Origin of the sequence: Verrucosispora sp. SN26_14.1, from assembly GCF_004307965.1 — a bacterium.
GTDB lineage: Bacteria > Actinomycetota > Actinomycetes > Mycobacteriales > Micromonosporaceae > Micromonospora.
In genome coordinates this window covers 1-25,282 of sequence record NZ_SISL01000041.1, presented here as the reverse complement: position 1 = coordinate 25,282, position 25,282 = coordinate 1, and the positions used below count along the sequence as shown (strand labels likewise).

The 25,282-nt window shown below is 71.0% G+C and carries 24 protein-coding genes; 9 read left to right on the top strand and 15 right to left on the bottom strand.

The window, feature by feature from the left end:
• On the top strand, nucleotides 1–810 hold an 810-nt coding region (locus EYA84_RS06845; RefSeq protein ID WP_201272318.1), incomplete at its 5' end, for an ABC transporter permease.
• Between the two features lie 40 nt (nucleotides 811–850).
• Here the strand turns inward: EYA84_RS06845 and EYA84_RS06840 are convergent.
• From EYA84_RS06840 to EYA84_RS06780, 13 genes are all read right to left on the bottom strand, one after another.
• The gene (locus EYA84_RS06840) at nucleotides 851–2,104 is read right to left on the bottom strand and encodes an acyl-CoA dehydrogenase family protein (RefSeq protein WP_131052165.1); all 1,254 of its coding nucleotides are present in this window, start codon (nucleotides 2,102–2,104) and stop codon (nucleotides 851–853) included.
• 281 nt (nucleotides 2,105–2,385) lie between these two features.
• A complete protein-coding gene (locus tag EYA84_RS06835) occupies nucleotides 2,386–3,396 on the bottom strand; it encodes a sulfate/molybdate ABC transporter ATP-binding protein (RefSeq protein ID WP_131052164.1) in 1,011 nt (336 codons plus the stop codon).
• Nucleotides 3,393–4,229, bottom strand: a complete 837-nt coding sequence (locus tag EYA84_RS06830) for a sulfate ABC transporter permease (protein WP_131052163.1) — start codon at nucleotides 4,227–4,229, stop codon at nucleotides 3,393–3,395. Before EYA84_RS06830 ends, EYA84_RS06835 begins: the two co-directional genes overlap by 4 nt.
• Entirely contained in the window at nucleotides 4,222–5,070 is an 849-nt protein-coding gene (gene cysT / locus EYA84_RS06825) for a sulfate ABC transporter permease subunit CysT (protein ID WP_131052162.1), read from the bottom strand. The genes EYA84_RS06830 and cysT overlap by 8 nt, the downstream gene beginning before the upstream one ends.
• On the bottom strand, nucleotides 5,067–6,089 hold the full coding sequence (locus EYA84_RS06820; RefSeq protein WP_131052161.1) for a sulfate ABC transporter substrate-binding protein: 1,023 nt from the start codon (nucleotides 6,087–6,089) through the stop codon (nucleotides 5,067–5,069). The genes cysT and EYA84_RS06820 overlap by 4 nt, the downstream gene beginning before the upstream one ends.
• Before the next feature lie 288 nt (nucleotides 6,090–6,377).
• Nucleotides 6,378–6,824 (bottom strand): Rrf2 family transcriptional regulator, encoded by a 447-nt coding sequence (locus tag EYA84_RS06815; protein WP_131052169.1) that lies wholly within the window; start codon nucleotides 6,822–6,824, stop codon nucleotides 6,378–6,380.
• Between the two features lie 90 nt (nucleotides 6,825–6,914).
• On the bottom strand, nucleotides 6,915–7,949 hold the full coding sequence (locus EYA84_RS06810; RefSeq protein ID WP_131052160.1) for an ABC transporter ATP-binding protein: 1,035 nt from the start codon (nucleotides 7,947–7,949) through the stop codon (nucleotides 6,915–6,917).
• Nucleotides 7,946–8,935, bottom strand: a complete 990-nt coding sequence (locus EYA84_RS06805; RefSeq protein WP_131052159.1) for an ABC transporter ATP-binding protein — start codon at nucleotides 8,933–8,935, stop codon at nucleotides 7,946–7,948. The genes EYA84_RS06810 and EYA84_RS06805 overlap by 4 nt, the downstream gene beginning before the upstream one ends.
• Complete coding sequence (locus EYA84_RS06800; RefSeq protein WP_236145634.1) at nucleotides 8,932–9,864, bottom strand: ABC transporter permease; 933 nt, start codon at nucleotides 9,862–9,864, stop codon at nucleotides 8,932–8,934. The genes EYA84_RS06805 and EYA84_RS06800 overlap by 4 nt, the downstream gene beginning before the upstream one ends.
• Nucleotides 9,861–10,805 carry an ABC transporter permease gene (locus EYA84_RS06795; RefSeq protein WP_131052158.1) on the bottom strand — a complete coding sequence of 315 codons (945 nt, stop codon included), beginning with the start codon at nucleotides 10,803–10,805 and terminating at the stop codon, nucleotides 9,861–9,863. The genes EYA84_RS06800 and EYA84_RS06795 overlap by 4 nt, the downstream gene beginning before the upstream one ends.
• A gap of 18 nt (nucleotides 10,806–10,823) precedes the next feature.
• Nucleotides 10,824–12,359 (bottom strand): ABC transporter substrate-binding protein, encoded by a 1,536-nt coding sequence (locus EYA84_RS06790; RefSeq protein WP_131052157.1) that lies wholly within the window; start codon nucleotides 12,357–12,359, stop codon nucleotides 10,824–10,826.
• Nucleotides 12,360–12,539: 180 nt separating this feature from the next.
• The gene (locus EYA84_RS06785) at nucleotides 12,540–13,001 is read right to left on the bottom strand and encodes a hypothetical protein (protein ID WP_131052156.1); all 462 of its coding nucleotides are present in this window, start codon (nucleotides 12,999–13,001) and stop codon (nucleotides 12,540–12,542) included.
• Nucleotides 13,002–13,049: 48 nt separating this feature from the next.
• On the bottom strand, nucleotides 13,050–13,688 hold the full coding sequence (locus EYA84_RS06780; RefSeq protein WP_236145633.1) for a M23 family metallopeptidase: 639 nt from the start codon (nucleotides 13,686–13,688) through the stop codon (nucleotides 13,050–13,052).
• Nucleotides 13,689–13,788: 100 nt separating this feature from the next.
• Here EYA84_RS06780 and EYA84_RS06775 point away from each other — a divergent pair, with 100 nt between their 5' ends.
• Together EYA84_RS06775 and EYA84_RS06770 are read left to right on the top strand one after the other, a co-directional pair.
• Nucleotides 13,789–14,364, top strand: coding sequence for a DUF5872 domain-containing protein (locus EYA84_RS06775; RefSeq protein ID WP_131052154.1), 576 nt, complete (start codon nucleotides 13,789–13,791; stop codon nucleotides 14,362–14,364).
• Between the two features lie 234 nt (nucleotides 14,365–14,598).
• The gene (locus EYA84_RS06770; RefSeq protein WP_131052153.1) at nucleotides 14,599–14,811 is read left to right on the top strand and encodes a hypothetical protein; all 213 of its coding nucleotides are present in this window, start codon (nucleotides 14,599–14,601) and stop codon (nucleotides 14,809–14,811) included.
• 15 nt (nucleotides 14,812–14,826) lie between these two features.
• Here the strand turns inward: EYA84_RS06770 and EYA84_RS06765 are convergent, their stop codons facing one another.
• Nucleotides 14,827–16,719 carry a glycoside hydrolase family 5 protein gene (locus EYA84_RS06765; protein WP_131052152.1) on the bottom strand — a complete coding sequence of 631 codons (1,893 nt, stop codon included), beginning with the start codon at nucleotides 16,717–16,719 and terminating at the stop codon, nucleotides 14,827–14,829.
• A gap of 122 nt (nucleotides 16,720–16,841) precedes the next feature.
• Nucleotides 16,842–17,702 carry an aldo/keto reductase gene (locus EYA84_RS06760; protein ID WP_131052151.1) on the bottom strand — a complete coding sequence of 287 codons (861 nt, stop codon included), beginning with the start codon at nucleotides 17,700–17,702 and terminating at the stop codon, nucleotides 16,842–16,844.
• Between the two features lie 135 nt (nucleotides 17,703–17,837).
• On the opposite strand from EYA84_RS06760, the gene EYA84_RS06755 reads away from it, so the two are divergent.
• The 6 genes from EYA84_RS06755 to EYA84_RS06730 all read left to right on the top strand — a co-directional run bounded on the left by EYA84_RS06755 (nucleotide 17,838) and on the right by EYA84_RS06730 (nucleotide 25,163).
• Complete coding sequence (locus EYA84_RS06755; RefSeq protein ID WP_131052150.1) at nucleotides 17,838–18,731, top strand: LysR family transcriptional regulator; 894 nt, start codon at nucleotides 17,838–17,840, stop codon at nucleotides 18,729–18,731.
• A 297-nt stretch (nucleotides 18,732–19,028) separates the two neighbouring features.
• On the top strand, nucleotides 19,029–20,192 hold the full coding sequence (locus EYA84_RS06750; RefSeq protein WP_131052149.1) for an ROK family protein: 1,164 nt from the start codon (nucleotides 19,029–19,031) through the stop codon (nucleotides 20,190–20,192).
• A 22-nt stretch (nucleotides 20,193–20,214) separates the two neighbouring features.
• Nucleotides 20,215–21,258: an extracellular solute-binding protein gene (locus EYA84_RS06745; protein ID WP_131052148.1), complete on the top strand. Its 1,044-nt coding sequence runs from the start codon at nucleotides 20,215–20,217 to the stop codon at nucleotides 21,256–21,258.
• Nucleotides 21,259–21,430: 172 nt separating this feature from the next.
• Entirely contained in the window at nucleotides 21,431–22,504 is a 1,074-nt protein-coding gene (locus EYA84_RS06740; RefSeq protein ID WP_131052147.1) for an ABC transporter ATP-binding protein, read from the top strand.
• Entirely contained in the window at nucleotides 22,501–24,288 is a 1,788-nt protein-coding gene (locus EYA84_RS06735) for an iron ABC transporter permease (RefSeq protein ID WP_236145632.1), read from the top strand. Before EYA84_RS06740 ends, EYA84_RS06735 begins: the two co-directional genes overlap by 4 nt.
• Entirely contained in the window at nucleotides 24,285–25,163 is an 879-nt protein-coding gene (locus EYA84_RS06730) for a creatininase family protein (protein ID WP_236145631.1), read from the top strand. Before EYA84_RS06735 ends, EYA84_RS06730 begins: the two co-directional genes overlap by 4 nt.
• Nucleotides 25,164–25,282 lie beyond the last annotated feature (119 nt).

The following is a 25,282-nucleotide window of genomic DNA, read 5'->3' as shown; positions in this document are numbered from 1 at the left end:
CCGGCCCGCCCGGCCGAGCCGCCGGCTCCGGCCACCGCCGGTCCCGGCCAGAGCTGGACCGCCCGGGTGGGGTACGCCGCCGCCGGCCTGCTGCTCCCGGTGGCGCTGCTCGTCGGCTGGCACCTGCTGGCCACCTCCGGCGGCTACTCGCGGGCGCAACTGCCGCCGCCGTACGACGTGCTGCTGGCACTGCGGGAACTCCTCGTCCGGGGTGAGCTGTGGCAGCACCTGGCGATCAGCGTGCAGCGGGTCCTCCTCGGGTTCACCGCCGGATCCGTCGCGGGACTGGTGCTGGGCGCCCTGGTGGGGCTCTCCCGGGCGGCCCGCTCGCTGGTCGGCCCGACCATCCAGGCGGTCCGCGCCATCCCGTCACTGGCCTGGGTGCCGCTGCTGCTGCTCTGGTTCGGCATCGGTGAGACCCCGAAGATCACCCTGGTCGCGATCGGGGCGTTCTTCCCGGTCTTCACCACCGTGGCCGCCGCGCTCCGGCACGTCGACCCGCACCTGGTCGAGGTGGGCCGGGCGTACGGCCGCTCCGGCGTACGGCTGCTCGGCACGGTGCTGCTGCCCGCCGCCACGCCGCCGGTGCTGGCCGGGCTGCGCCTGGCCATGGCGCAGTCCTGGCTCTTCCTGGTCGCGGCCGAGCTGATCGCTTCCTCGATGGGGCTGGGCTTCCTGCTCATCGACAGCCAGAACACGGGCCGCACCGACGTGATCCTGCTCGCCATCGTGTTGCTGGCGGTGCTGGGCAAGCTCGCCGACACCCTGCTCGGGCTCGTGGAACGACGCTTCCTCGCGGCCTGGACGTGACCGGGTGACCCGCCGGCCCGCCGACGACGCGCCGCTCCGGTCAGAGCTGGCCGTGACGCGGCGGCGGGGTGCCGTCGAGCAGCCAGCGACCGACGTGCTGGACCTTCCACCGGGCCGGATCGTGCAGCGTGTGGGTGCGCGCGTCGCGCCAGTACCGGGACAGGTTCAGCGCATCGGCGGCGGAGCGGGTGCCGCCGAGATCGAACAGGGCCGAGGAGACCTCCACCGAGGCGCGGGCGCCGGCCACCTTCGCCACGGCGGTCGCCACCGAGGCGCGCGCCGTGCTGTCGTCGGTCAGGTCCGCCTCGGCCGCGTCGATCGCGGTCGCCGCCTCCCGCAGCAGCGCCTCCGCGCCGCGTACCAGGATCTCCAGCTCGCCGGCCTGCTGGATGAGCAGCGGCTCGTCGGCGGCCCGGTCGACACCGGACTCGAACCACGGCCGGGCCCGGGCCACCTGCGCCACCGCGGCGTCCAGCGCGCCCCGGGCGATCCCGGTGTCCAGCGCGGCGTGCAGCACCTGGGCGCGCGCGCCGTAGGTGGTCGCCGCACCGAAGATCGGCGTGTACGGCACCACCTGCGTCTCGTCCACCGCCACCTGCGCCAGCAGCACCGTCCCGCTGGCGGTGGTGCGCTGCCCCATGCCGTCCCAGTCGTCGCGCACGGTCACCCCCGGAGTGTCCCGGGGCAGGTAGGCCAGCACCTTCACAGGTGGACCGCCGCTCGCCGCCGGGCCGCCGTTCGCACCCGGGCCGCCGGGCACCGCGGGACCGCCGGGCTCGGCCGGGTCGGCCAGTACGGCACGGACCACGATCCAGTCGGCGAACAGCGCACCGGTGCAGTAGAACTTCTCGCCGTCCAGCACGTACCCGCCGTCGGGCCGACGACGCAGTGTGGTGGCATCGTCGGCGACGGTCCGCCCGCCGCGCTCGGACTGGGCGTTGGCGAACCGCTGCCCGGCCAGCGCGGCGGCGAAGTAGCGCCGTTGCTGCTCCTCGGTGCCCTGCAGGCGCAGCGCCTGGAGGAAGACGACGTGGCTGTGCGGGATCTGGGCGAGGCTGGCATCGGCCGCCGCCAGCGTCCGGAACACCTCGGTCAGCGTGGCGACCGAGACCTCGGCACCACCGAACTCGGCAGGCACCGTGATGCCCAGCAGACCGGAGGCGGAGAGCTCGGCCACCTCGGCCTCGGGCAGTCGACGCTCCCGGTCTCGGACTCCGGCCTCGTCGGCGAGGACGGCCGCCAGTTTCCGGGCGACCTCGACGGCCTCCTCGTCCGTCCGGATCACACGCGTCATCCCGTCGACCACCTTCCCACCGAAGACCGCGAATCCTATCGGTTGAATAGGGTTAGTCTCGCCCTCACCGGCGCCCGACGTCAATCTCGCCGTCCGACCGGACCACGCCGCCGTTCCGGGACACCGCCGGCCCGGACAGCACTCGATCCCGGATCGAGTGGCCACGTGGTCGCGGGAAGGCCACTCGATCCGGGATCGAGCATGATCTTGCGCGGTGCGCGGTGCGCGGCGGGCACGCGGTGCGCGATGTGCGGTGTGCGTCGGGGCCGACGAGGCGCTTGCTAGTGCGAGGGTGCGAGGGTCGGTTCCTCCGAGCGCTGGGTGGGCGCGGTGACCGTGGTGGTGGGGCTGCCCGGGGTGATGCGGATCCGCACCGGCGAGTCGACCTGGATCCCGAGCGCGTGGAACTCGTTGCGGGTGAGGGTCACGATCACCGGCTGGCCGCCGGAGGTGGTGACCTCGACCCGGATCTCGAAGCCGATCCGGGTGACCCGGGTGACCCGGCCGACCACGCCGGCGCTGTCCGCGCCGTCGGCGGAGAGCTGGAGGTCGTGCGGGCGCACCAGTTCGTCGCCGAGCTGGGTGACCGGGCCGAGGAAGCGCATCACGAACTCGTTGGCCGGGCGGTCGTACAGGTCGTCGGGCGAGCCGATCTGCTCCACCCGGCCCTCGTTGATCACCACGATCTCGTCGGCGACCTCCAGGGCCTCCTCCTGGTCGTGGGTGACGAAGACGGTGGTGACGTGCACCTCGTCGTGCAGGCGACGCAGCCAGTCACGCAGTTCCTTGCGGACCTTCGCGTCCAGTGCGCCGAACGGCTCGTCGAGCAGCAGCACCGTGGGCTCGACGGCCAGCGCGCGGGCCAGCGCCATCCGCTGACGCTGGCCGCCGGAGAGCTGCGACGGCAGCCGTTCGGCGAACTGTCCGAGATGGACGAGTGCCAACAGCTCGTCGACCCGGCGGGTGATCTCGTCCTTGGCACGCTTGCGGATCTCCAGCCCGAAGGCCACGTTGCGTCGGACGGTCAGGTGCTTGAACGCCGCGTAGTGCTGGAACACGAACCCGACGTTGCGCTTCTGCGGCGGCAGGTGGGTGGCGTCCACACCGTCGATCTCGACCCGCCCGGTGTCGGCGCGTTCCAGTCCCGCGACGATCCGCAGCAGCGTGGACTTTCCGCCGCCGGAGGGACCGAGCAGCGCCGTGAGCCGACCGGCGGGGATGCTGACCGACACGTCGTCGAGCGCGACGAAGTCTCCGAAACGCTTACCGACCTGGGAAATCTCGATGCTCAACGGTCTTCCTTCGGCCTGAGGACGGATACGACGATGATGCAGGCCACGGCGACGAGGGCGAGGAGGAAGGCGGTGGCGTACGAGCCGCCCTTGTCGAAGTTCAGGTACTTCTCCTCGACCACGAGGGTGGCCGTCCGGGTCGCGCCGAGCACGTTGCCGGAGACGATCTTGACCGCGCCGAACTCACCGAGCGAGCGGGCCAGGCTGAGTACGACGCCGTAGATCACGCCCCACTTGATCGCCGGCAGCGTGATCCGGCGGAACGTCTGCACGGCGTTCGCGCCGAGACTGCGGGCGGCCTGTTCCTGCTCGTCGCCGACCTCCTGGAGGACCGGGACGACCTCTCGGATGACCAGCGGGAGCGCCACGAACACGGTGGCCATCACCATGCCCGGCACGGCGAAGATGATCTGGAATCCGGCTGCTTCGAGTGTCGGGCCGAACCAGCCCTCCCGGCCGCCGTAGACCAGGATCAACGCGAGGCCGACGACGATCGGCGACACCGACAACGGCATGTCGAGCAGGGCGTTCAGCGTCCGTTTGCCGGGGAAGTCGTAGCGGACCAGCAGGAGCGAGATGCCGACGCCGAAGACGGTGTTGATGACCACCGCGACGACCGCGACCAGCACGGTGAGTTGCAACGCGTGGGTCACGTCGGGGTCGGTCAGGATGTCGTTGAGGTTGACGAAGCCGTCGGCGAACGCGTTCCGTCCGACCAGGTACAACGGCCAGGCCACCAGGAAGAAGAGGTACGCCGTCACGACGAACCGCAGGACGTACCGGCCGGGACGGCGGCCGACGCGGTTCCGCGCGACGGTGCGGTGTTCAGCCACGGCGCATCACCCTCCGCTGAATGACGTCGAGTACGACGATGACGGCCAACGACACGGCCAGCAGCACCACGGCGACCGCTGCCGCGCTGTCGGGATTGTCGTTCTCGATGCTGCTGAGGATGCGGACCGAGGCCACCTCGGTCCGCATCGGCAGGTTGCCGGAGAGCAGGACCAGTGAGCCGTACTCGCCGACGGCCCGGGCGAACGACAGGGTGGCGCCCGCCGCGATGGCCGGCGTGAGACTGGGCAGGATGATCCGCCGGAAGGTGGTGAACCGGCTCGCGCCCAGCGACGCCGCCGCCTCCTCCGCGTCCGGGTCCAGTTCGGAGAGCACCGGTTGCACGGTGCGCACGATGAACGGCAGCGTGACGAAGAGGAAGGCGAGGAAGACCGCGATCCGGGTGTTGGCGATGTTGACGCCGAGCGGGCTGTCCGGCCCGTACAGCGACAGCAGCACCAGGCCCGCGACGATCGTCGGCAGGGCGAACGGGACGTCGATGAGGATCTCCAGCGCCCGCTTGCCGAAGAACCGGTCACGCACCAGCACCCAGGCGATCAGCGTGCCCATCACGACGTTGACCAGTGTGACGAGCAGCGCGGTGCCGATGGTCAACCGGAGGGTGGCGGCGGTCTGCTCGTTGGTCACCGTCCGCCAGAACCCGCCCCAGCCGCCCTCGCTGGCGGTCACCACGACGGCGGCGAGCGGGATGAGGACCAGCAGGCTGAACCAGACCATCGCCACGCCGAGCCCGAGGCCGGAGACCCAGGTGAGCGGGAGGCCGGCCCGGGCCGACCGGCGGTTGCCCGCCGGCCGGTCCGGAACCAGGGTCGCCGAGGTCACTTGGCCTTCCCGGAGGCCGCGATGATCTTGGTCACGATGCCGTCACTCTCGTCGAAGAACTTCTCCGACAGCGCCGACCAGCTCTCGAAGTCCTTCTCCACGGTCAGCAGCTTCTGCGGGGCCGGGAACGGGTTGTTCGGGTCGATCGCGCCCTCGACGCCGCTGGTGTCGACGCCGTCGATGATCGGCCGGAAGCCGGTCAGCGCGAACTGCCGCTGCCCCTGCGGACCGAGCACGAAGTCCAGCCACTCCTTCGCCTTGGGGTCGGCGTCCTTGAGGATCGCGCCCGGGTTCTCGATCAGCATGGTGGTCTCCGGCAGGACCCAGTCCAGCTTCTCGCCGTTCTGCCGGGCGAGGATCGTCTCGTTCTCGTACGCGAGCAGGACGTCACCGGTGCCACCGAGGAACGTGGTGGTGGCGTCCCGTCCGCTGTTCGGCAGCGACACGACGTTGCCGAAGAGCTTGGTCACGTACTCCTGCGCCTGGGCGTCCGTGCCGCCGTTCGCGGCGATGTGGCCCCAGGCGGCCAGGGCGTTCCACCGGGCGGCACCCGAGGACGCCGGGTTCGGGGTGACGATGCCGATGCCGGGCTTGATCAGGTCGTCCCAGCCCTGGATGTTCTTCGGGTTGCCCTCACGGACCGCGAGCACCACCACCGACGACGAGACGATGCCCTTGGTCGGGCCGTCGTCCCAGGTTTCCTCGACCAGTCCGGCGTCGACCAGACGGGTCACGTCACTGCTCACCGAGAAGTGCACGTAGTCGGTCTTCAGGCCGGCCACCACGGCGCGGCTCTGGTCGCCGGAGGCGCCGTACGAGGTCCGGAACCGGACCCCCTCGCCCGCCTCGGTCTTGTTCCACTCGGCGGCGATGGCCTTGTTGGCCGCCTCGGGTACCGCGAAGCCGACGATGCTCAACGTGGCGGAGCTGCCGCCGGCCGCGTCACCGCCGCCGCAGCCCGACAGCGCCACGCCGGTGACCATGGCGAGAGCGATGGCCGCTCTGATCCGGTGCCTCATCGGAACCCGTCCTCCTCCAGTGCGCGACCGCACTATATAAATCCGACCGATTAGATAGGGAATATGCCCGTTTTGAGCTGTCGTGTACCGAAACAGTGGTGGAGGCGGTCACGGACCGGGCGCCGATGCCCGGCCGGCACGGCGACGATCCCCCGTCGCGCCCGACTCCACATCGGACGCGGCAGGCCTGATCGTCCGCGCCGACCGCGCACCGAATATCCCACTAACTCGACAGGTTTTCAAGCCTTGCCCAGAGGGGCTGTCCGACCGGCTCGACGCACCGATCCGTCACGCCACCCGGGGCGGCCGATCAACGACGTCGCGCGCCAGCCCGACCGCCGGCGCGAGCAGGTCGGCCAGCGTGGTGTGGTCGACCACGTCCTCGATCGCCCGGTGCACCGACAACCACACCTCCCCCAGCCCGGCGGCCACGCCGTGATAGGTGGCGACGTCGGCGGGCGCGCCACGGACCGTCGTCAACGCCCCGCCGGTGGCGCGCAGCACGTCACCCACGGTGATCCCCTCCGGCGCGCGGGTCAACGCGTACCCGCCGTCCGCGCCGCGCAGACTGTGCAGCAGGCCGGCCCGGCGCAGGTCCAGCAGGATGCCCTGGAGGAACGAGTACGGGATGTCCTGGTTCGCGGCCAGCACCGCCGCCTTCACCACCGCCGGGTGGCGCTCGGCCACCGCCAGCATCGCCCGTACGGCGTAGTCCGATCGCGCTGAGACGTACACGTCACCCCACCAGCGCCCTACATAATCCATCAAACATATAGGAATGGTGGACAGTTAGGGGCGGCGCGTCAAGGTGTCGGGCCCGACGGGCTACTCGCCGCGCATCGCGCGTACCGCCTCCCCGGCGAAGAGACAGGCGGCCCGGTGCCCCGGGACGACCTCGACCGGCGGCGGATCGGTCCGGGCGCAGTCCGACCTGGCCTGCGGGCACCGGGTCCGGAAGCGGCAACCCGTCGGCGGGTCCACCGGGCTGGGGATGTCGCCGCTGAGGATGATCCGCCGACGGGCCCGCTCGACCTGCGGATCCGCCACCGGGATCGCCGACAGCAGCGCCGCAGTGTACGGATGGGCGGGCTGCTGCCAGATCCGGGCCGGCGTACCGGACTCCACGATCCGCCCCAGGTACATCACCGCCATCCGGTCGCTCATGTGCTCCACGGCGGCCAGGTCGTGCGCGATGAACAGATAGGTCAACCCCAGATCCCGTTGCAGCCCCCGCAGCAGGTTCATGATCTGCGCCTGCACGCTGAGGTCGAGCGAGGCGATCGGCTCGTCCAACACGATCAGGTCGGGCTCGCCGGCCAGGGCGCGGGCGATGCCGACCCGCTGCCGCTGGCCGCCGGAGAGCTCGTGCGGATGCCGGTCGGCGAGGTCCCGACGCAACCCGACCATGTCGAGCAGTTCCGCCACCCGCTGCCGCCGCGCGGCACCCCGATCGGTGAGCCGATGCACCACCAGCGGTTCGGCGATGCTCGCGCCCACCGTACGACGAGGATCGAGAGACGCCTGCGGATCCTGGAAGACCATGGCCACCCGGCGACGCAGCGCCCGCAACCGCCGCCGCGACCAGTGGGTCACGTCCTGCCCGGCCACCCGCACCGTGCCCGAGGTCGGGTCGACCAACCGCAGCAACGCCAACCCGGTGGTCGACTTGCCGCTGCCCGACTCGCCCACCAGCCCCAACGTCTCGCCTCGGCGTACCCGCAGCGACACCCCGTCCACCGCGCGGACCACACCCGCCGGGGTGGGGAACCACACCGTCAGGTCGTCGAGGGCGGCGACCACGTCGGCCGGCTCGCCGGGCCGGTCGCCGGTCAGGTGCGGCTCGGTCCGCTCGGCGGTCATCGGGCCTCCCCGTCGTGCCGGTGCGGATAGAACGTACGGACGTCGTGCCCCGCCGACACCGGCACCAACGGCGGCGGCTCGTGCTCGCAGCGGGCCTCACCCCGCACCGGACAGCGGGGCCAGAAGGCACACCCGGGCGGCAGGTCCAGCGGACTCGGCGGGGCACCCCGGATGGTGACCAGTTCGCCGCCGCCCGCCGCCGGGTCCGGCCGCGCCGCCAGCAGGGCGCTGGTGTACGGGTGCGCCGGCCGGCCGAAGACCGCCTCGACCGGCCCCTGCTCCACGATGCGACCGGCGTACATGACCGCCACCCTGTCCGCGATGCCGGCGACCACGCCCAGGTCATGGGTGATCCAGACGACCGCCGTACCGAGTCGCCGCCGCAGGTCCGCCACCAGCTCGACGATCTGCGCCTGCGTGGTGACGTCCAACGCGGTGGTCGGCTCGTCGGCGATCAGCAGGTCCGGCTCGCAGGACAACGCCATCGCGATCACCACCCGCTGCCGCATACCGCCGGAGAACTGGTGCGGGTACGCGTCCACCCGCCGCGCCGCCGACGGGATCCCGACCAGGTCGAGCAGCTCGACGGCGCGCGTGCGGGCGGCCCGCCGACTCAGGCCGAGATGCTCCTCGCTCGCCTCGGCGACCTGCCGACCCACCGTCAACACCGGGTTGAGCGACGTCATCGGATCCTGGAACACGAAGCCCACGTGCCGCCCACGCAACCGACGGCGCTCCGACTCCCGCAGCCCGGTGAGTTCCGTACCCAGCAGGTGCACGCGCCCGGTCACCCGGGCAGAGCGCGGCGCGAGCCCGGTCGCGGCCAACACGCTCATGCTCTTGCCGGAACCCGACTCACCGACCAGGGCCAGGGTCTCCCCCGCCCGAACCGACCAGTCCACCCCGACGACCGCCCGCGCCGGTCCCCGCCGGGTCCCGATCGTCACGGCGAGATCCTCGATCCGCAGCACCATCCGCTCGCTCATGTCACCTTCCTTCGGGCTTCGGCGACGGTGAGCTGGCGGGGGTCGAGCACGTCCCGCAGCGCGTCGCCGACCAGGTTGAACGCCAGGACGGTGAGGAAGATGGCGGCACCGGGGAAGACACCGAGCCACCACGCGTCGGTGACGAACTCCCGGCCGTCGTCGAGCATCCGCCCCCAGGCCGGTTCCGGCGGCTGCACGCCGAGACCGAGGAAGGAGAGCGCCGCCTCGGAAAGGATCGCGAACGCCAACGACAGCGAGGTCTGCACGATCAACGGCGCCGCGATGTTGGGCAGGACGTGCTGACCCATGATGCGCAGGTCCGACGCCCCGATGGAGACCGCCGCCCGGACGAAGACCTGCTCGCGCACCGAGAGCACCCCGGCTCTGGTGACCCGGGCGAAGATCGGCGTGTAGACCACCCCGATCGCGATCATCGCGGTGAGCAGTCCGGGGCCGAGCACGGCCACGATCGCCACCGCGAGCAGCAGCACCGGGAACGCGAACACCACGTCCATGCACCGCATCAGGACGTTGTCCAGCCAGCCGCCGTAGTAGCCGGCGAGCAGCCCGAGGGTCACCCCGACCGCCAGGGCGATGCCGACGCTGACCAGCCCCACCTGGAGCGACACCCGGGCCGCGATCATCACCCGGCTGAGCACGTCCCGGCCCAACTCGTCGGTGCCGAACGGATGCGACCAACTCGGCGCCTGGAGCATCCGGTCGGTGTCCACGTCGTTGATGCCCGACGGTGCCAGCCAGGGACCGGCCACCCCCACCACGACCAGCACCACGAGCACCGCGCTGCCGCTCAGGGCCAGCGGATCACGCCCCAGCGCCGACAACGCGCGGCGTACCTGCCCGTCGCCGCCGGATCCCCGCGAACGGACGCCGGCCCAGGGCGGGACGAGGCGTCCGAACCGCCCGCTCATCGGACCCTGATCCTCGGGTCGAGGCGGGCGTAGAGGACGTCCACCAGCAGGTTCACCAACAGGAACAGGGCCGCGACCAGCAGCACCGCGCCCTGTAGCACCGGGTAGTCACGGGCCCGGACCGCGTCGAAGGTGAGCCGGCCGATGCCGGGCCAGGCGAACAGCACCTCGATCACGATCACCCCGCCGAGCAGACTGGCCAGTTGCACCGCCACCACGGTCACCACCGGGATGAGCGCGTTGCGCAGGACGTGCCGCAGCACCACCACCCGGGCCCGCAGCCCCTTCGCCTCGGCGGTGCGGACGTAGTCCTCGGAGAGCACCTCCAGCATCGACGAGCGGATGAAGCGGGTCAGGATCGAGGCGGTGACCAGGCCGATCGTGGCGGCCGGCAGGACCACGTGCGAGGCCCACCGCGCCGGGTCCTCGGTCAGCGCCACGTACCCCGACGGTGGGAACCATCCCAGCACCCCGGCGAAGAGCAGGATGCCCATGATGCCCATCCAGAAGTCCGGCACCGAGACACCGAACTGGCTGAACACGCGGACCGCGTGGTCGACCAGCGATCCGCTGCGGATGGCCGAGACGATCCCGAGCGGGAACGCCACGAGCACCGCGAACAGCACCGCGGTGAGCGCCAGCGACAGTGTCGCCGGCAGCCGTTCCAGCAGGATCGCGGTGACCGGCCGGCCACTGCGGAAACTGACGCCGAGGTCGCCGGTCAGCGCCCGGAAGAGGTAGTCGAAGTACTGCGGGACCAGCGGCTGGTCCAGCCCGGAACGGGCCCGCAGCGCGTCGTACGTCTCCTGGTCGAAACGGGTGCCGAGCGCGACGCGTACCGGGTCACCCGGCACCAGTTGGATCAGCAGGAACACCACGAGGGTCACGCCGATCAGCACGACGCCGGACTGCACCAGCCGGCGGATCACGAAGCGGGCCACCTGCGGTCCCCGCCCCGGTCACTTCGCCAGCGCCGCGTCGCGGAACCGGATCGCCCGGTCGGTGCGTACCTCGTAGCCGGTCAGACCGCTGGACCAGCCCTGTGCCACGTCCGGGTTGTAGAGGTAGATGTAGCTGGCGTCGTCGACGATCTGCTTGGCCACCTGCTCGTACCGCTGCTTGCGGGCGCCCTGGTCGGTCTCGGTGCGGGCCTGGTCGAGAAGCCGGTCCACGGTGGGGTTGGCGTACTTGTGGAAGTTGAAGGTGCCGCCACTGTGGTGCTGGGCGTAGTAGAACTCGTCCGGGTCGATGTTGCCCAGCCAGCCGAGCATGAACGCGTCGAAGTTGCCGTTGCCCTGCTCGTCGAGCCACTGCGCGAAGTCCAGCGTACGGATCTTGACGGTGACGCCGACTCCCGCCAACTGCGAGGCGATAACCTGTGCGGCGGTGACGGTCTCCGGGTACTCGGTGGTGACCATCAGGTCCAGGGTCAACCCGCTGACACCGGCCTGGTCGAGCAGTTGCCGGGCCTGGTTCACATCGTGCGTGTACGGCGCGTACTCGTAGTGGTAGGCACTGTTCTGCGGGATGGCGGTCTGGTTGACCGTGGCCAGCCCGAACTTGGCGGCCTTGGTGATCGCCTCCCGGTCCAGGGCGAAGGCGATCGCCCGGCGCACGGCGACGTTGTCGAACGGCTTACGGGCCTGGTTGAGGGCGAGGTACCAGTAGTCGGTGGACGGCACCGAGCGCACCGTCAGGTCGTCGGCGTCGAGCAGCGCGGGCACCTGCTGCGGCGGCAGGTTGTCGGTCCAGTGGACCTCGCCGCCACGCAGGTTCTGCAGGGCCACGGTGGGGTCGCTGACGAAGGTGAAGTTCACCCCGTCCACCTTGGGCTTCTCGCCCCAGTAGTTGTCGTTGCGGACCAGCCGGATGCTGTCGCCACTGGTGTAGGAGCCGATCGCGAAGGGACCGCTGCCGACCGGCTTGGTGGTCACCTCACCGGACTCGATGTTGGCCTTCTGCACGATCGCCACACCCTTGAAGCCGCCCAGGTTGGCGAGCAGGTTCGGGGTGGGCGCGGTCAGCGCGATGACCACCGTGGTGGGATCGGGCGCGGTCACCGACGTCACGGTGGAGAATTTGTACGCGGTGTTCAGCTTCTCGTCGATTATCCGGGTGTACGAGTAGACGACGTCCTCGGCGGTCAGTGGCGACCCGTCGGAGAACGTGACTCCCTCGCGGAGCGTGAACGTCCAGGTGAGCTGGTCGTCGCTGGTGGTCCACTCAGTGGCCAGCGCGGGTTGCATCTCCAGGTTCGCGTCCGGCTCGACCAGGGTGTCGTAGACGTTCTCCAGGACCTGGAAGCTGTAGTAGGCGGAGGTCTTGTGCGGGTCGAGCTGGTCGGGTTCGCCACCGATGGCAGCGTCGAGGACACCGCCCGCGCTCGCCCCGTCGGCCCCGTCGACGTCGACCCCCTCGCCCGTGGTGCAGCCCGCGACTGCGACGAGCATCAGGGTGAAGGTGGCGCCGGCCAACCGGAATCTGGTGCTGGACATGGTCCTCCCCTGGATTCTTTCCCGGCCACTACTGAAAGATTTTGGCGAGTCTGGCCTGCTCTCCGGCGATTGTCAACATAAATCGGGGTATATCTGGCAGGACGTGGTTCCGCCGGCTCCCTCCTGGACCTCACGCTAACCGCAAACGGCCGTGACGGCAGGACGCGTACGGCGGCAGGATCAGAGGCAGGACCAGCAGTAGAGGTGTTCGTCGGCGTCCCGGGCCCGTCGGGCGAGCGCGCTGACCTCCTCGATCACCGGCTGCATCTGGTCGTCGGGAAGCGGCCCGTCCCAGGCGAGTTCCTCGCTGCGTCCCCATCGCGCGGACAACTCGGGCGTCTGGTCGGCGGTGATCGACGCCAGCGTGTCCCGGGTCGCGTCGTCGAGCGCGGTCAACCAGGGGCCGTCCTCGGCCCCGCTCCACACCAGCCGGTCCTTCACCGGGTCGTCGGCGTCCGCCTCATTGCGCACGAGAGCCACCAACTCGCCCAGCGTCACCGACGGGTCGATGCCCTTGCAGTCGATCGCGTCGACACCGGGCCGCCCGTCGGCGAGAGCCACCGGCCCGCCGTCGATCTCCGCCATCAGCCGCACCGCCGCGGCGTCGTCGGCCGCGCGAAAGTAGTCGTACAGAACACCCATGCCGGTATCCCAGCAGAGGGGTCCGACACTGTCGTCCTCGCCGCTGACTCAGGGCTGCCCGTCGGGGCAGTTGTTGCTGGTCAGCTTCATCGTGAACTCGGCGTCGTCGCTGGTGATGCCGGACGGCACGCCGTCGAACCAGGTCTCCACCTTCTGCCAGCCCACCCGCTGCTCGTAGTGCAGGTGCGGAGCGCCCGAGTTGCCGGTGCTGCCGATCCGCCCGATCTGCTCACCCTGCGCGACCCGCTGCCCCTCCTCCACCAGCGGCGGTTCGAGCAGGTGCAGATACTGCGTCTCCCACCGACCGCCGTGGTCGATCTTCACCCAGTAGCCGCCGCCCCGGCCCCGGGGACCCTCCGGATTCTCCGGTGTACGCCCACCCAGCGACCCGTTGATGCCGGACACCGTGACGGTGCCCGCGTACGAGGCGAGCACCGGCTGCCCCCACTGCTCGCCCTGGAGCGGAAAGAAGTCGACGTCGTACTCGCCGTGGCCGGGGTAGGTGCCCACCTGCCACGTCTCGCCGCAACCCACCGGCATCTGGAACAGCGGGCGCGGTCCCGGCGGCAGCAGTTGCGGCACCACCACGTAGGCGGCCGCGCCCAGGGCCGCGACGGCACCGAGCGCGAGCAGGAGTCGCCAGGGACGGCGGGTACGACGATGGGTGCGGGGATGGCCGGTCGTCACCCTGCCAAGCATGGCAGAGGCCGGCGAGTGGCTTCGCCGCCGCCGAGGCCCGACCCCGACGGCCACGTTCACCAGGGCCGCGTTCGGGTAACGACCCGGCATGGCGCGGTACACGAAACCGGAACTCCGGGAGCAGATCAAGGCCGAGATCATGGCCTCCGACCGGGGCGGCCGGCCCGGTCAGTGGTCGGCCCGCAAGTCGCAACTGCTCACCAAGGAGTACGAGCGGCGCGGCGGCGGCTTCCTGGGGCCGAAGGACTCACGGCAACGGTCGTTGGAGCGCTGGGGTGCGGAGAAGTGGCAGACCAGCACCGGCTCCACCCGGGCCCGCAAGGGTGACGAAACGGCGCGATACCTGCCGAAGAAGGCGTGGGAAAAGCTCTCGGACGAGCAGAAGCGCGACACCGAGACCAAGAAGCGGCAGGCGTCGCGAACCGGTCGGCAGTTCGTCGCCAACACCGGACCCGCCAAACGTGCCCGCAAGGAGGCGACCTCGCCCCGAGGCCGGGCCGCCACCTCGGCCGAGCGGCTCACCGAACTGACGGTTCCCGAGGCCAGTCGACTCGTACCCGGCCTGGACAAGAACCAGCTCCGGGCGGCGCTGCGACGCGAACGCGGCGGCAAGGCCCGCAAGACCCTCCTGCAACGCCTCCAGTCGGAACTGGACCGCCGCTGACTCGCGCTGGTACCTCCGGCGCGCATTCGTGCAAGGAAGGGTCCCCTGCTAACGCCTGGTGCATAGCAGGGGACCCTTCCTAACATCTCGCCGGCGCAGAGTGCGGGCGTGGGCGCGCGAGGCGGGGCGAGCCCGTGAAGGTGGGTAGATTTGTTGCTGCTGGAGCGACAACAGATCTACCCACCTAGCGCTGTGTCTGCGTGGACGGAGCGCAGCTGCGGCGGCGGAGCGGGCGTGGCCGCCCGCACGCCAGCCACGGGCGGCAACGCCGTTTCGCCCGCCCAGCGTTCGCCTCCTGCTGCACCGGAGCTGCTCGACGCCGATCGCACCGCGTCGGCTGAGGTACGCCACCGCACCGCAGCCCGGGACGTCCTCGCCGACACGATCCGCCATCCCGACGCCCCGGCCACGGTCGTCTCGCTGGCCGTCACCCTCGGGGTGAGCTGAGCCGCGACCCTCCGGTCAGCTACGGCACAGCAGGGCGTCGGGTTCCTTGCCGGGTGACCAGATCCAGGCGCGGTAGGCGACGCCGACGAGGTGTTCACCGACGGCGCACTGCCCCTTGTGGTGGCCGTTGGCGAAGTCGCCGCCGGGGCTGCCGGCCGGTCGGTTGTCGCCACGGTCGAACCAGACCGTCCGGCGGGTGCCACCGACGGCGGTGCCCGCGTCGCGGCAGAGCACGGACGACAGGTTGGCGCCACGGACGGCGTACCCGACGACGGTCTTGTGCGGCGGGCATTGCAGCTTGGTGAAGCCGGAGGCCCAGTCGACGTCGACGTGCGACTCGTCGCGGACCACCACGTGGCCGCCGGTGTCCGGGGCGTCGGTGCACAGGCCCCGGTTGCCGGTGCGGCTCAGGCCGATGAGCCGCCGGTCGTCGGGGCAGACCGCCTTGCGGGCGCCGGAGTCCCAGTCCGGGGCGGCACGCATCCGCACTGATTGGTTCAGGTCGGTGTGGTCGAGGGTCAGCATCGACCACTCCCGTACCGGGGTGACCGGACCGGTCCGGCCACCGGTGACCAGGCGACGCCACGCGTCGGCCCGCCAGTCGTCGCCGTCGTAGAGGCCCATCCGGTGACCGGCGGCGTCCCAGTGCAGCAGCGCCCAACCGTTGCCCCGCCGGTTGTCGTGCCAGCCGACCAGGGGCCAGTACGCGAAGTCGGCGTCGGTGGCGATCAGGTGGTCGACGAAGTGGTGGAACCAGTCCCGGGATCGCTGGTTGGTATTGTCCCGGCCGCCGACGCCGAACTCGCTGATCCAGACCGGTGCGGTGAAGTGCCGGTCGGCGTCGAGCGCCACGTACGTCGCCTGCCGCCGTACGGTCTCCACGAGCTGGTCGCGGGTGAGGTCCTGGTAGCGGGGGTCGCTGGTCTCGCCGATGCCGGTCGCGCCGCTGTGGTTCGGGCCGGTGTAGCCGTAGAAGTGCGCCGAGTAGACCAGTTTGTGGGAGCGCACCAGGGTGTGCGAGAGCCGGCCGACCGGTTCGAGGGTGGGGCGCCCGTGCGGGAATCCGTCCACCGGCAGGCCGTACCAGTTGATGCCCTCGATGATGATCAGCAGGTGGGGGTTGGCCTCGGTGAGGATCCGGTCACCGACCCGCTGGGCGGCGGCGTGCCAGTCGTGCCGGTCGCCGAGTCCCCAGTTCGGGTCGTCGAGGACGGTGCGGCGTACCTCGTTGTAGAGGTCGGCGCCGACGACCCGGGCGTTGCCGGCGTACCGGCGGGCCATCAGGAGCCAGTCCTGCTCCCACTGGGCGGTGCTCTGGCTGGCGTTCCAGCGTTCGTTGCCGTCGACGCCACAGCACCAGCGCGAGGTGTTGGTGTGGTTGTTGAGGATGACCGCGAATCCCTCGGCGGTCAGCGTCCGGACCGTCTCGTCGTACACCTGGATCGGGGTCCGGCCGCGCAGGTGCGGGTTGGCGCGGACGGCGGCGTCCGGCACCGGGCGGGTGTCGCGGATCATCTCGTTGGAGAACGGCAGGCGGATGCTGTTGAGGCCGAGTTCGTGGAAGCCGGCGACGATCTCGGCCATCGGGGCGCGGTCCAGACCGATCGGGATCTGGTCGGCCATCTCCCCGGCGTGGTGGGTGGCCGGGTCGGCGCGGTCGCCGCTGCCGGTCCAGGTGCCGCTGGCGCCGTGCCAGTTGCCGGACCTGAGCTTGAAGCGGTTGCCGTGGGCGTCGACCACGTACCGGCCGCGGGTGCTCAACGGGCCGGTCCAGGAGGCCGCCAGATCGTCGGCGGCCGTCACGCTGCCGGCAGCCGTCGAAGGACGGGCGCTGTCCGGCACGACCGCCAGAGCCAGCCCGGCCAGCAGGCCGGAGACGGCGACGAGGCACGGCATCGACCTGCGCATGGCGACCTCCCGGCACCGGCTGATCACCGTCGATAGTAGACGGTCGATGGCAGTCGCGCACCGGCCGCGAGCCCCGTCCTCCAGACCGAGGCCGGAGGACGGGGCTCGCGGATGCCGGTCGGTCAGGCCGCGTCGAGGCGGGCCAGTTCCTCGGTCGAGAGTTCCAGGTCGGCCGCGCCGACCGAGTCCCGGATCGTCTCCGGGCGCGACGAACCGGGGATCGGGATCACCGTGGGCGCCTTCGCCAGCATCCAGGCCAGGCAGACCTGTTGCGGACTGACGCCGCGCTCCCCGGCGACCTCGGCGAAGACCGCGAACCGGGAACCCAGTTCGGCGGCGTTGGAGATGCCGCCGAGAGGACTCCAGGGCAGGAACGCGATGCCGAGCTCGGCGCAGAGCGCCAGCTCCGGTTCGCTGGACCGGAAGGCGGGCGAGAACTGGTTCTGCACGCTGACCAGTCGGCCGCCGAGGATCTCGTTGGCCTGCCTGATCTGGTCGGGGTCGGCGTTGGAGATGCCGGCCATCCGGATCTTCCCGGCGTCGAGCAGGTCCCGCAGGGCGCCAATGGAGTCCGCGTACGGGGTGTTCGGGTCGGGGCGGTGGAACTGGTAGAGGCCGATCGCCTCGACCCCGAGCCGCTTGAGCGACGACTCGACGGCGTCCCGGAGGTGCTCGGGCCTGCCGTTCAGCGTCCAGAGGCCGTCGCCGGGGCGTACGTGGCCGCCCTTCGTGGCGATCAGCACGTCGGACGTGTCGCCGCCGTAGCTCGCCACGGCGTTGGCGATCAACGACTCGTTGTGACCGGCGTCGGCGGGGCCCAGGTGATAGGCGTCCGCGGTGTCGATCAGCGTGACCCCGGCGTCCAGCGCGGCATGGATGGTGGCGATCGAACGCTGTTCGTCGGGGCGGCCCTCGATCGACATCGGCATGGCGCCGAGGCCGATCGCGCCGACGGCGACGTCACCGATACGGCGGGTCTGCATACAGGCTCCTCCTCGAAGCAGTGCGGTTGGCGGGCGGGCGGGTGGCCCGCAACGCCCGGATTCCACCTTCTACCCCGATAGCTAAGCTGTCCAACAGAAGAATCTGATTCCGGCAATCGGTGGCGGTGATGAATCGTGGAGTTGCGCCAGCTCGAGTACTTCGTGGCGGTCGCCGAGGAACGGCACTTCACCCGCGCCGCCGAGCGTCTGCACGTGGCGCAGTCCGGCCTCTCCACGTCCATCCGCTCGTTGGAACGTGAGCTGGGCGCCAGCCTCTTCGTCCGCAACACCCGCAGCGTGGAGCTGACCGACGAGGGGCGGGCGCTGCTCACCCAGGCCCGGCACGCCCTGGCCAACGTGGCCGCCGCCAAGGACGCGGTCGCCGCCGTACGCGGACTGCTGCGCGGCACGCTCGCCATCGGCACCCTCCAGTGCCTCGGCGCGGTCGACCTCGCGGCGACGTTGGCCCGGTTCCACGCCGCCCACCCCGGTGTCGAGATCCGGTTGCGCCAGGGTGGCTCACCCGACCTGATCGAACGGGTCCGCACCGGCGACCTCGACCTGGCGTTCGTCTCCGCGCCCGCGAGCGCGGTGCCCGGCGTCGCGTTGGCTCCGTTCCGGGCCGAGCCGCTGGTGCTGACCTGCGGGCCGACCCATCCGCTGCGCGACCGCACCGCAGTCGACCTGCGGGAGTTGCCGGGCGAGACGTTCGTCGACTTCTCCCCCGGCTGGATCAGCCGCGACGCCGTCGACCAGGCGATGGCCGCCGCCGGGGTGGAGCGGCGCGTCGCGTTCGAGGTCAACGACGTGCACTGGCTGCTCGACCTTGTCGGTCACGGGCTCGGCGTCGCCGTCGTTCCCCAGGTCTTCCGGGGCAAGCGGACCGCCGCGCGCTTCGTGCCGCTCACCGACCCGCCGCACTGGCAGCTCGCCGTGGCGACCGCGGGTGGCCGGCATCCCAGCACCGCCGCCACCGCGCTGCTCGGCCTCGACGGCATCCGGGCCGCCGCGACGAGCCGGCCGGCCTGACCGACGCCGGGTCGGCGCTGCGGTACGTCCGTGCGCCGACCCGACGCACGGCACCGAAGCGGTCCGTACACACTGGATGGTCATGCCTGACGACACCAGGACGACCGGATGCCGCACGCCGCTTCGTTTGTACGCGGAATAAATAATCTCCGCCTTCTCGATGCGGCAGCACGCGCTTCTTTGCACCCCCACATCGCCCCGCGAATCGGACATCTGGCCAGCTCAGAGCGGTGTCGTCGGAGGCCCGAGACCAACTCGTTACTTGACGCAATAGTTCGTTCGCCGTAGGAAGGAAGTGTGACTGACGTGGTGACGCCACCAACGAGCCCGGTGAGCCGGGAGCGGTCGAAGGAGATCAAGCGCCTCTCGGTGATCTCCACCGCCCGCCAGGTGCGGCTGCTCTCCCGCGCCGAGCTGACCGAGCTGACCGGGTTGAGCCCCGCCACGCTCACGCCCCTCGTCCGCGAGCTGATCGCCGAGGGCTACCTGCTCGAACGCGGCCCGGGCACCTCCCGGGCCGGTCGCCCCCGGGCCATGCTGGAATTCAACCCGCGCGCCGAACTGGTCGCCGCGGTGTCGTTGGAGCCCACCCGGATCAGCTGCGAGATCGCCGACAGCGACGGCACCGTCATCGCCCACCGGGCGGTCCGACTCGCCGGCGACATCGTCGAGAGCATCTGCCGCTCCGTACCCGAACTGGCCGGCGACGGGCTGCCCGCGCTGCGCGGGGTGGCGATCGCCGCGCCGGGCGTCTCCTCGGGCGGCACGGTCCGGCTCGCCCCCTCGGTGGGGCTGGTCGAGGGCCGCGAGATAGGCGAATCGGTGCAACGCCACCTCGGCGTGCCGGTCGTGGTGGACAACGACGTCAACCTGATGGCGGCCGGTGAGCACGCGGCCGGGGCCGGCATCGACGTGGCCGACCTGCTGCTGCTGCACGTCGCCGACGGCATCGGCGCCGGACTGGTCCTGGACGGGCAGGTCCGTCGGGGCGCCGGTGGCGCGGCCGGCGAGGTGGGCTTCCTGCCGCTGGACCCGAGCGACCGGGGACACGACGGGATCGGCCCGTTCGAGGCCCGGTGGTCGGAGAACGCCGTCGCCGAACGAGTCGTCGCACTGGCTCCCGGGCGGCGGCCGGACGCACCGGTGGCCGCCCTGGTCGAGCTCGCCCGCACCGACGCGCGGGCGGCGGCGTACCTGGACGAGGTCCTGGCCGCCTGGACCCGGTTGATCGTCTCCTGCGTCTGCGTGATCGACCCGGGCCGGGTCCTGCTCAGCGGCGCCGCCACCCAGCTCGACGACGACGCCGTGGCGCGGCTCCAGACGCTCGTCGACGCCTCCGCGCCCGCCACCACCGAGGTACGCCGGGCGGTCCTCGGCGACCGCGCGGTGCTGCACGGCGCGGTCAGTTACGCCCTCGCCGCCGCGGCGGCCGGCACACCCCAACTCCTACCCACCCCTTGATCCCTTCCCTCGGAGGTACCTCATGAAACGACGACTTCTCCTGGCCGGGGCGCTCGCCTCCGTGCTCGCCGTCGGCACCGCCTGCGGCGGTGGCGGCTCGGACGACGCGGCCGGTGACGTCCAGCAGCTCACCATCTACACCGCCCGGGACAAGAAGGTCACGGACTTCGTGGTGGAAAAGTTCACCGAGAAGTACCCCGAGTACCAGGGCAAGGTCGAGATCCTCAACATCGGCGCCCAGGAGATCCTGGAGCGGGTCCGGGCCGAGAAGGCCAACCCGCAGGCCGACGTCTGGTGGGGCGGCACCCAGCAGGGTCTGTCGGCGGGTGCGGCCGAGGACCTGCTGGCCCCCTGGCAGCCGTCGTTCGCCGGGGACATGGACGCGCAGTACAAGGACGCCGAGGGCCGCTGGTTCGGGGAGATCCTGCTGCCCGAGGTCATCATGTACAACAACGCGGCGCTCACCCCGGAGCAGGCCCCGAAGGACTGGGACGACCTGCTCGACCCGCAGTGGAAAGACAAGATCATCATTCGGGACGTGGCCGCGTCCGGCACCATGCGGTCGATCTACGCCTCGATGATCCAGCGCCTCTCCCCCGACGGCAGCAACCCGCAGCCCGGGTACGACTGGCTCAAGCGCCTCGACGCCAACACCGGCTCGTACGCGGCCAACCCGGCCGACCTGTACCTGAAGCTCTCCCGCCAGCAGGGCACACTGAGTGCCTGGAACCTGCAGGACGTGCTGTTGCAGGCCAACCAGTCGAACATGCCCTTCGGCTACGTGATGCCCACCTCCGGTGCGCCGGTGCTGGTCGACGGCCTCGCCGCGGTCAAGGGCGGCAACTCCGAGGGCGCGCAGAAGTTCATCGAGTTCCTCTTCGACGACGGGCTCCGCGCCGACCTGGCCAAGGACTTCTTCCAGATCCCCGCCATCGAGATCGCCGACCAGCCGGAGTGGCTGGCCCAGCTCGACCTGCGCCCGATGAACGTCGACTGGAACGTGATCGCCGAGCACGAGACCGAGTGGATCAACCACTGGAACAGCCAGATCAAGAACAAGGGCTGACCGCGTCGGCACCGGGTCGGGGTACGCGTACCCCGACCCGGCCGCCGTCCGGCCGACCGCTGTTAGGAAGGGACCCTTCCTATACCGCAGGCGTTAGGAAGGGTCCCTTCCTTTCATCGCGGCCGGCAGCACCCCTCTTACCTACGACCGGCAGCACGAGAAGGAGGACATCATGATCGATGTCACGCTGGAGTCGGTGAGCAAGCGATTCGCCCGCGCCGGTGACACCGCGGCCGTCGACGATGTCGACATCAGCATCGCCGCCGGTGAGTTCTTCACCCTGCTCGGCCCGAGCGGCTGCGGCAAGACCACCACCCTGCGCATGGTGGCCGGGTTCTACTTCCCCACCTCCGGCCGGATCCGCTTCGGCACCGAGGACGTCACCCGCCGCCCACCGAACAAGCGTGACACCGGCATGGTGTTCCAGAACTACGCGCTGTTCCCGCACATGTCGGTGGCGCAGAACGTCGCGTACGGGCTGAAGATCCGCAAGGTGGGGCGGGCCGAGTCCCGGCGACGCGTCGAGGAGGCGCTGGGCGAGGTGCACCTCGGCGGGTACGGCGAGCGGCGCATCGATCAGCTCTCCGGCGGTCAGCAGCAGCGTGTGGCGCTGGCCCGAGCCCTGGTCATCCGCCCGCGTACGCTGCTGCTCGACGAGCCGCTCTCCAACCTCGACGCGAAGCTGCGCGAGGAGACCCGGACCGAGATCCGCCGCATCCAGAAGGAGAGCGGCACCACCGCCATCTACGTCACCCACGACCAGGCCGAGGCGATGGCGATGTCGGACCGGATCGCGGTGATGGAGTCCGGCCGGGTGCAGCAGATCGGTGCTCCGCAGGAGATCTACCACCGGCCGACCAACGCCTTCGTGGCCCGCTTCATCGGCCGCAGCAACGTGTTGTCGCTGCCGGTCACGGCCGTCACCGACGAGACGGTCACCGTCGGCCGCCCGGACGGCACCGAGATCGTCGTGGCCGCGCCGGTCGGGCACGGCCTGCGTTCCGGCGAGACCGCGCTGGTGTCGGTACGCCCGGAGCACATCGGGCTCACCTCGGCCACCGAGGCGGGCGCGCTGCCCGGCCGGGTGACCGAGCTGGAGTTCACCGGCATGGCCACCAACCTGGTGGTCGAGGTGGCCGGCGAGTCGGTGCAGGTGGCCGCCATCGACGTGCCGTCCGGCGTCGCCGTCGGCGACCAGATCGGGCTGCGACTCAACCGGGAGCGCATGTGGGTGGTGCACCCGTGACGGCCGCACCCAGCGCCGCCACCGTCCCGCCGATCACCGAGGACCCGACCCCGCCCGGACGGGGTCGCCGTCCCCGGCTGGGCGGACGCTTCGCCGGTGGCGCCAGCTCCCGCTGGTTCCCGTACGCGCTGGTGTTCCCGCTGGCGCTGATCCTGTTCGGGTACGTGGTCCAGCCGATGTTCGCCACCTTCGCGGAGAGCGTCGGGGTGGACGGGGTGGCCAACTACACCGAGTTCCTGCGCGGCGGGGGCGTGGCGCGGTCCGCGCTGCTCACCTCGCTGGGCATCTCGGCGGCCAGCGTGCTGCTCTGCGGGATCGTCGGCGTGGCGATGGCGTTCCTGCTCAAGCGCTTCCAGTTCCCCGGCCGCCGGCTGATCGAGGCGATCATCCTGGTGCCGGCCGCGCTGCCACCGCTGATCGGCGCCATCTCGTTCCAGTTGCTCTACAGCGAGACCGGCATCCTGCCGCGCGGGCTCCAGCAACTGTTCGGCACCGAGAGCCCGGTACTGCCGTTCACCGGCATCGCCGGGGTGCTGGTGGTGCACACCTTCACCATGTACCCGTTCTTCTACCTCGCCGCCTCGGCCGCCCTCGCCGGGATGGACCCGTCGGTGGAGGAGGCCGCGTACAACCTCGGCGCCGGTCGGGTCCGGGTGTGGCGGACCGTGCTGCTGCCGATGCTCACCCCGGCGCTGGTCTCGGCCTCGCTGCTGGTGTTCATGACCTCGCTGGCGTCGTACACCGCTCCGCTGCTGTTCGGGGTGGACCGCACGATGACCATGCAGATCTACATCAACCGCACCAACGGCGACCTGCCGATGGCCTCCACGTACGCCTCGGTGCTGGCGGTGGTGTCGATCCTGTTCCTGCTCGGCATGCGCTGGTACGAGGGGCGGCGCAGCTACCGCTCGCAGTCCAAGGGCGTCGCCGCGCACCGGCGGGAGATCACCAACCCGTTCGGCAAGTGGGCCGCGCTCGCCGCCTCGATCCTGGCCACGGTGGTGCTGCTGGCACCGGTGGTCACGATCGGCCTGGTGGCGTTCTCCGAGGACGGGTCGTGGACGACCGAGGTGATCCCCTCGGCGTACACCTGGCAGAACTTCGTCACCATCTTCTCCGACCCGAGGGCGTTCCAGCCGATCCTCAACTCGTTGCAGATGAGCCTGATCGCCACGGTCGCCTGTGTGGTGGTCGGCGTGCTCATCGCGTACGCGGTGCGGCGGTTGGACTTCCGGGGTCGGGCGCTGCTGGACGTGGCGGTCATGCTGGCGTGGGCGCTGCCCGGCACGGTGGTGGCGATCAACCTGATCTCGGCGTTCAGCACCGGCAACGCGTTCAGCTTCGGGCAGGTGCTGATCGGCACCTTCTGGATCATGCCGTTGGCGTACTTCGTGCGGTTCCTGCCGCTGGTGTTCCGGTCCAGTTCGGCCACGCTGGCGCAGATCGACCCCTCGCTGGAGGAGGCGGCCCGCAACCTGGGCGCCTCGTGGTGGCGGGCGTTCGGCACGGTCACCCTGCGGCTGATGATCCCCGGGGTGGCGGCCGGCGCGCTGCTGGCCTTCGTCAACGGCGTCGGTGAGTTCGTCGCCTCGGTGCTGATCTACACGTCGCAGACCGCACCGATCTCCGTCGAGATCAACAATCGGATGTACTCGTTCGAGGTCGGCACCGCCGCCGCCTACGGCATGCTCCAGGTGGCGCTGATCTTCGTGGTGATGGTGGTCTCCGGTCGGCTCCAGAGCGGCCGGTCGGCGTCCCGGGAGGCGGCGAAGTGGACGACGTGACGCGTACCGAGGTGACCGTGGGCTGGCCGGAGTCGGGCCTGCTGCCGATCGGCCGGGTGCCCGGTGGCGAACTGGCGGCGGTGGCCGCCGCCGCGGACTTCGCGGTGCTGCCGGTGGGCGCGGTGGAGTGGCACGGCCCGCACCTGCCGCTGGGCACCGACCTGATCCTGGCCGAGGGGTTCGCCGCCGAGAGCGGCGCGACCGGCGACGGCCCGCGCGGGGTGCTCTTTCCCGCCGTGCCGTATGCGGCCTGCCCGGGGCAGACCCGCCCGTGGCCGGGGACGGTGGCGATCCGTCCGGAGATCGCGGTCGGCTACCTGGCCGACGTGATCGAGGGGATCGTCGCCGCCGGTTTCCCCCGCCTGCTGATCGTCAACGGGCACGACGCCAACATGTCCACCGCGCGGGCCGCGATGGAGTGGGTCTCCGGCCGCCGGCAGGCCAGCCTGCTGTTGGTCAACTGGTTCCAGTTGGTCACCCCGGCGGAGACCACGCAGATCTACGGCGAGCTGCCCGCGCGGGGGCACGGCGGGGCCTACGAGACCTCCGGCGTGCTCGGCTTCGACCCCGACGCGGTACGCCTCGACGCGGTCGAGGACCTGCCGCCGAAGCCGAAGCTGCCGGTGGCCCACCCGTACGTGCTGGTGGAGTCCCGGCCCGACCCGTGGCAGGGCTGGTCCGGACACATCTCGCTGGCCGACGTGGAGAGCGGCGAGCGGGTCCGGCACATCGCCGGTGCCCGGTTACGGGAGATCGTGGCCGCCTGGGTCGCCGCCCCGGCACCCGCTGCGCCCACGGCCGATCCCCTGCCCACCGATCCACCGCTGTCCGCCGATCCGTCCGGTGATCCGCCGCTGTCCGGGGAGGAGGGGTGACCGTGCACCGGGGACTGGACGTCGTCGACTTCCACCTGCACTTCCGCATCGGCGCCGACGAGACGATCCACGCCTGCGAGGAGGCCGCCGGGATGCAACCATTTCTCTTATACACATCT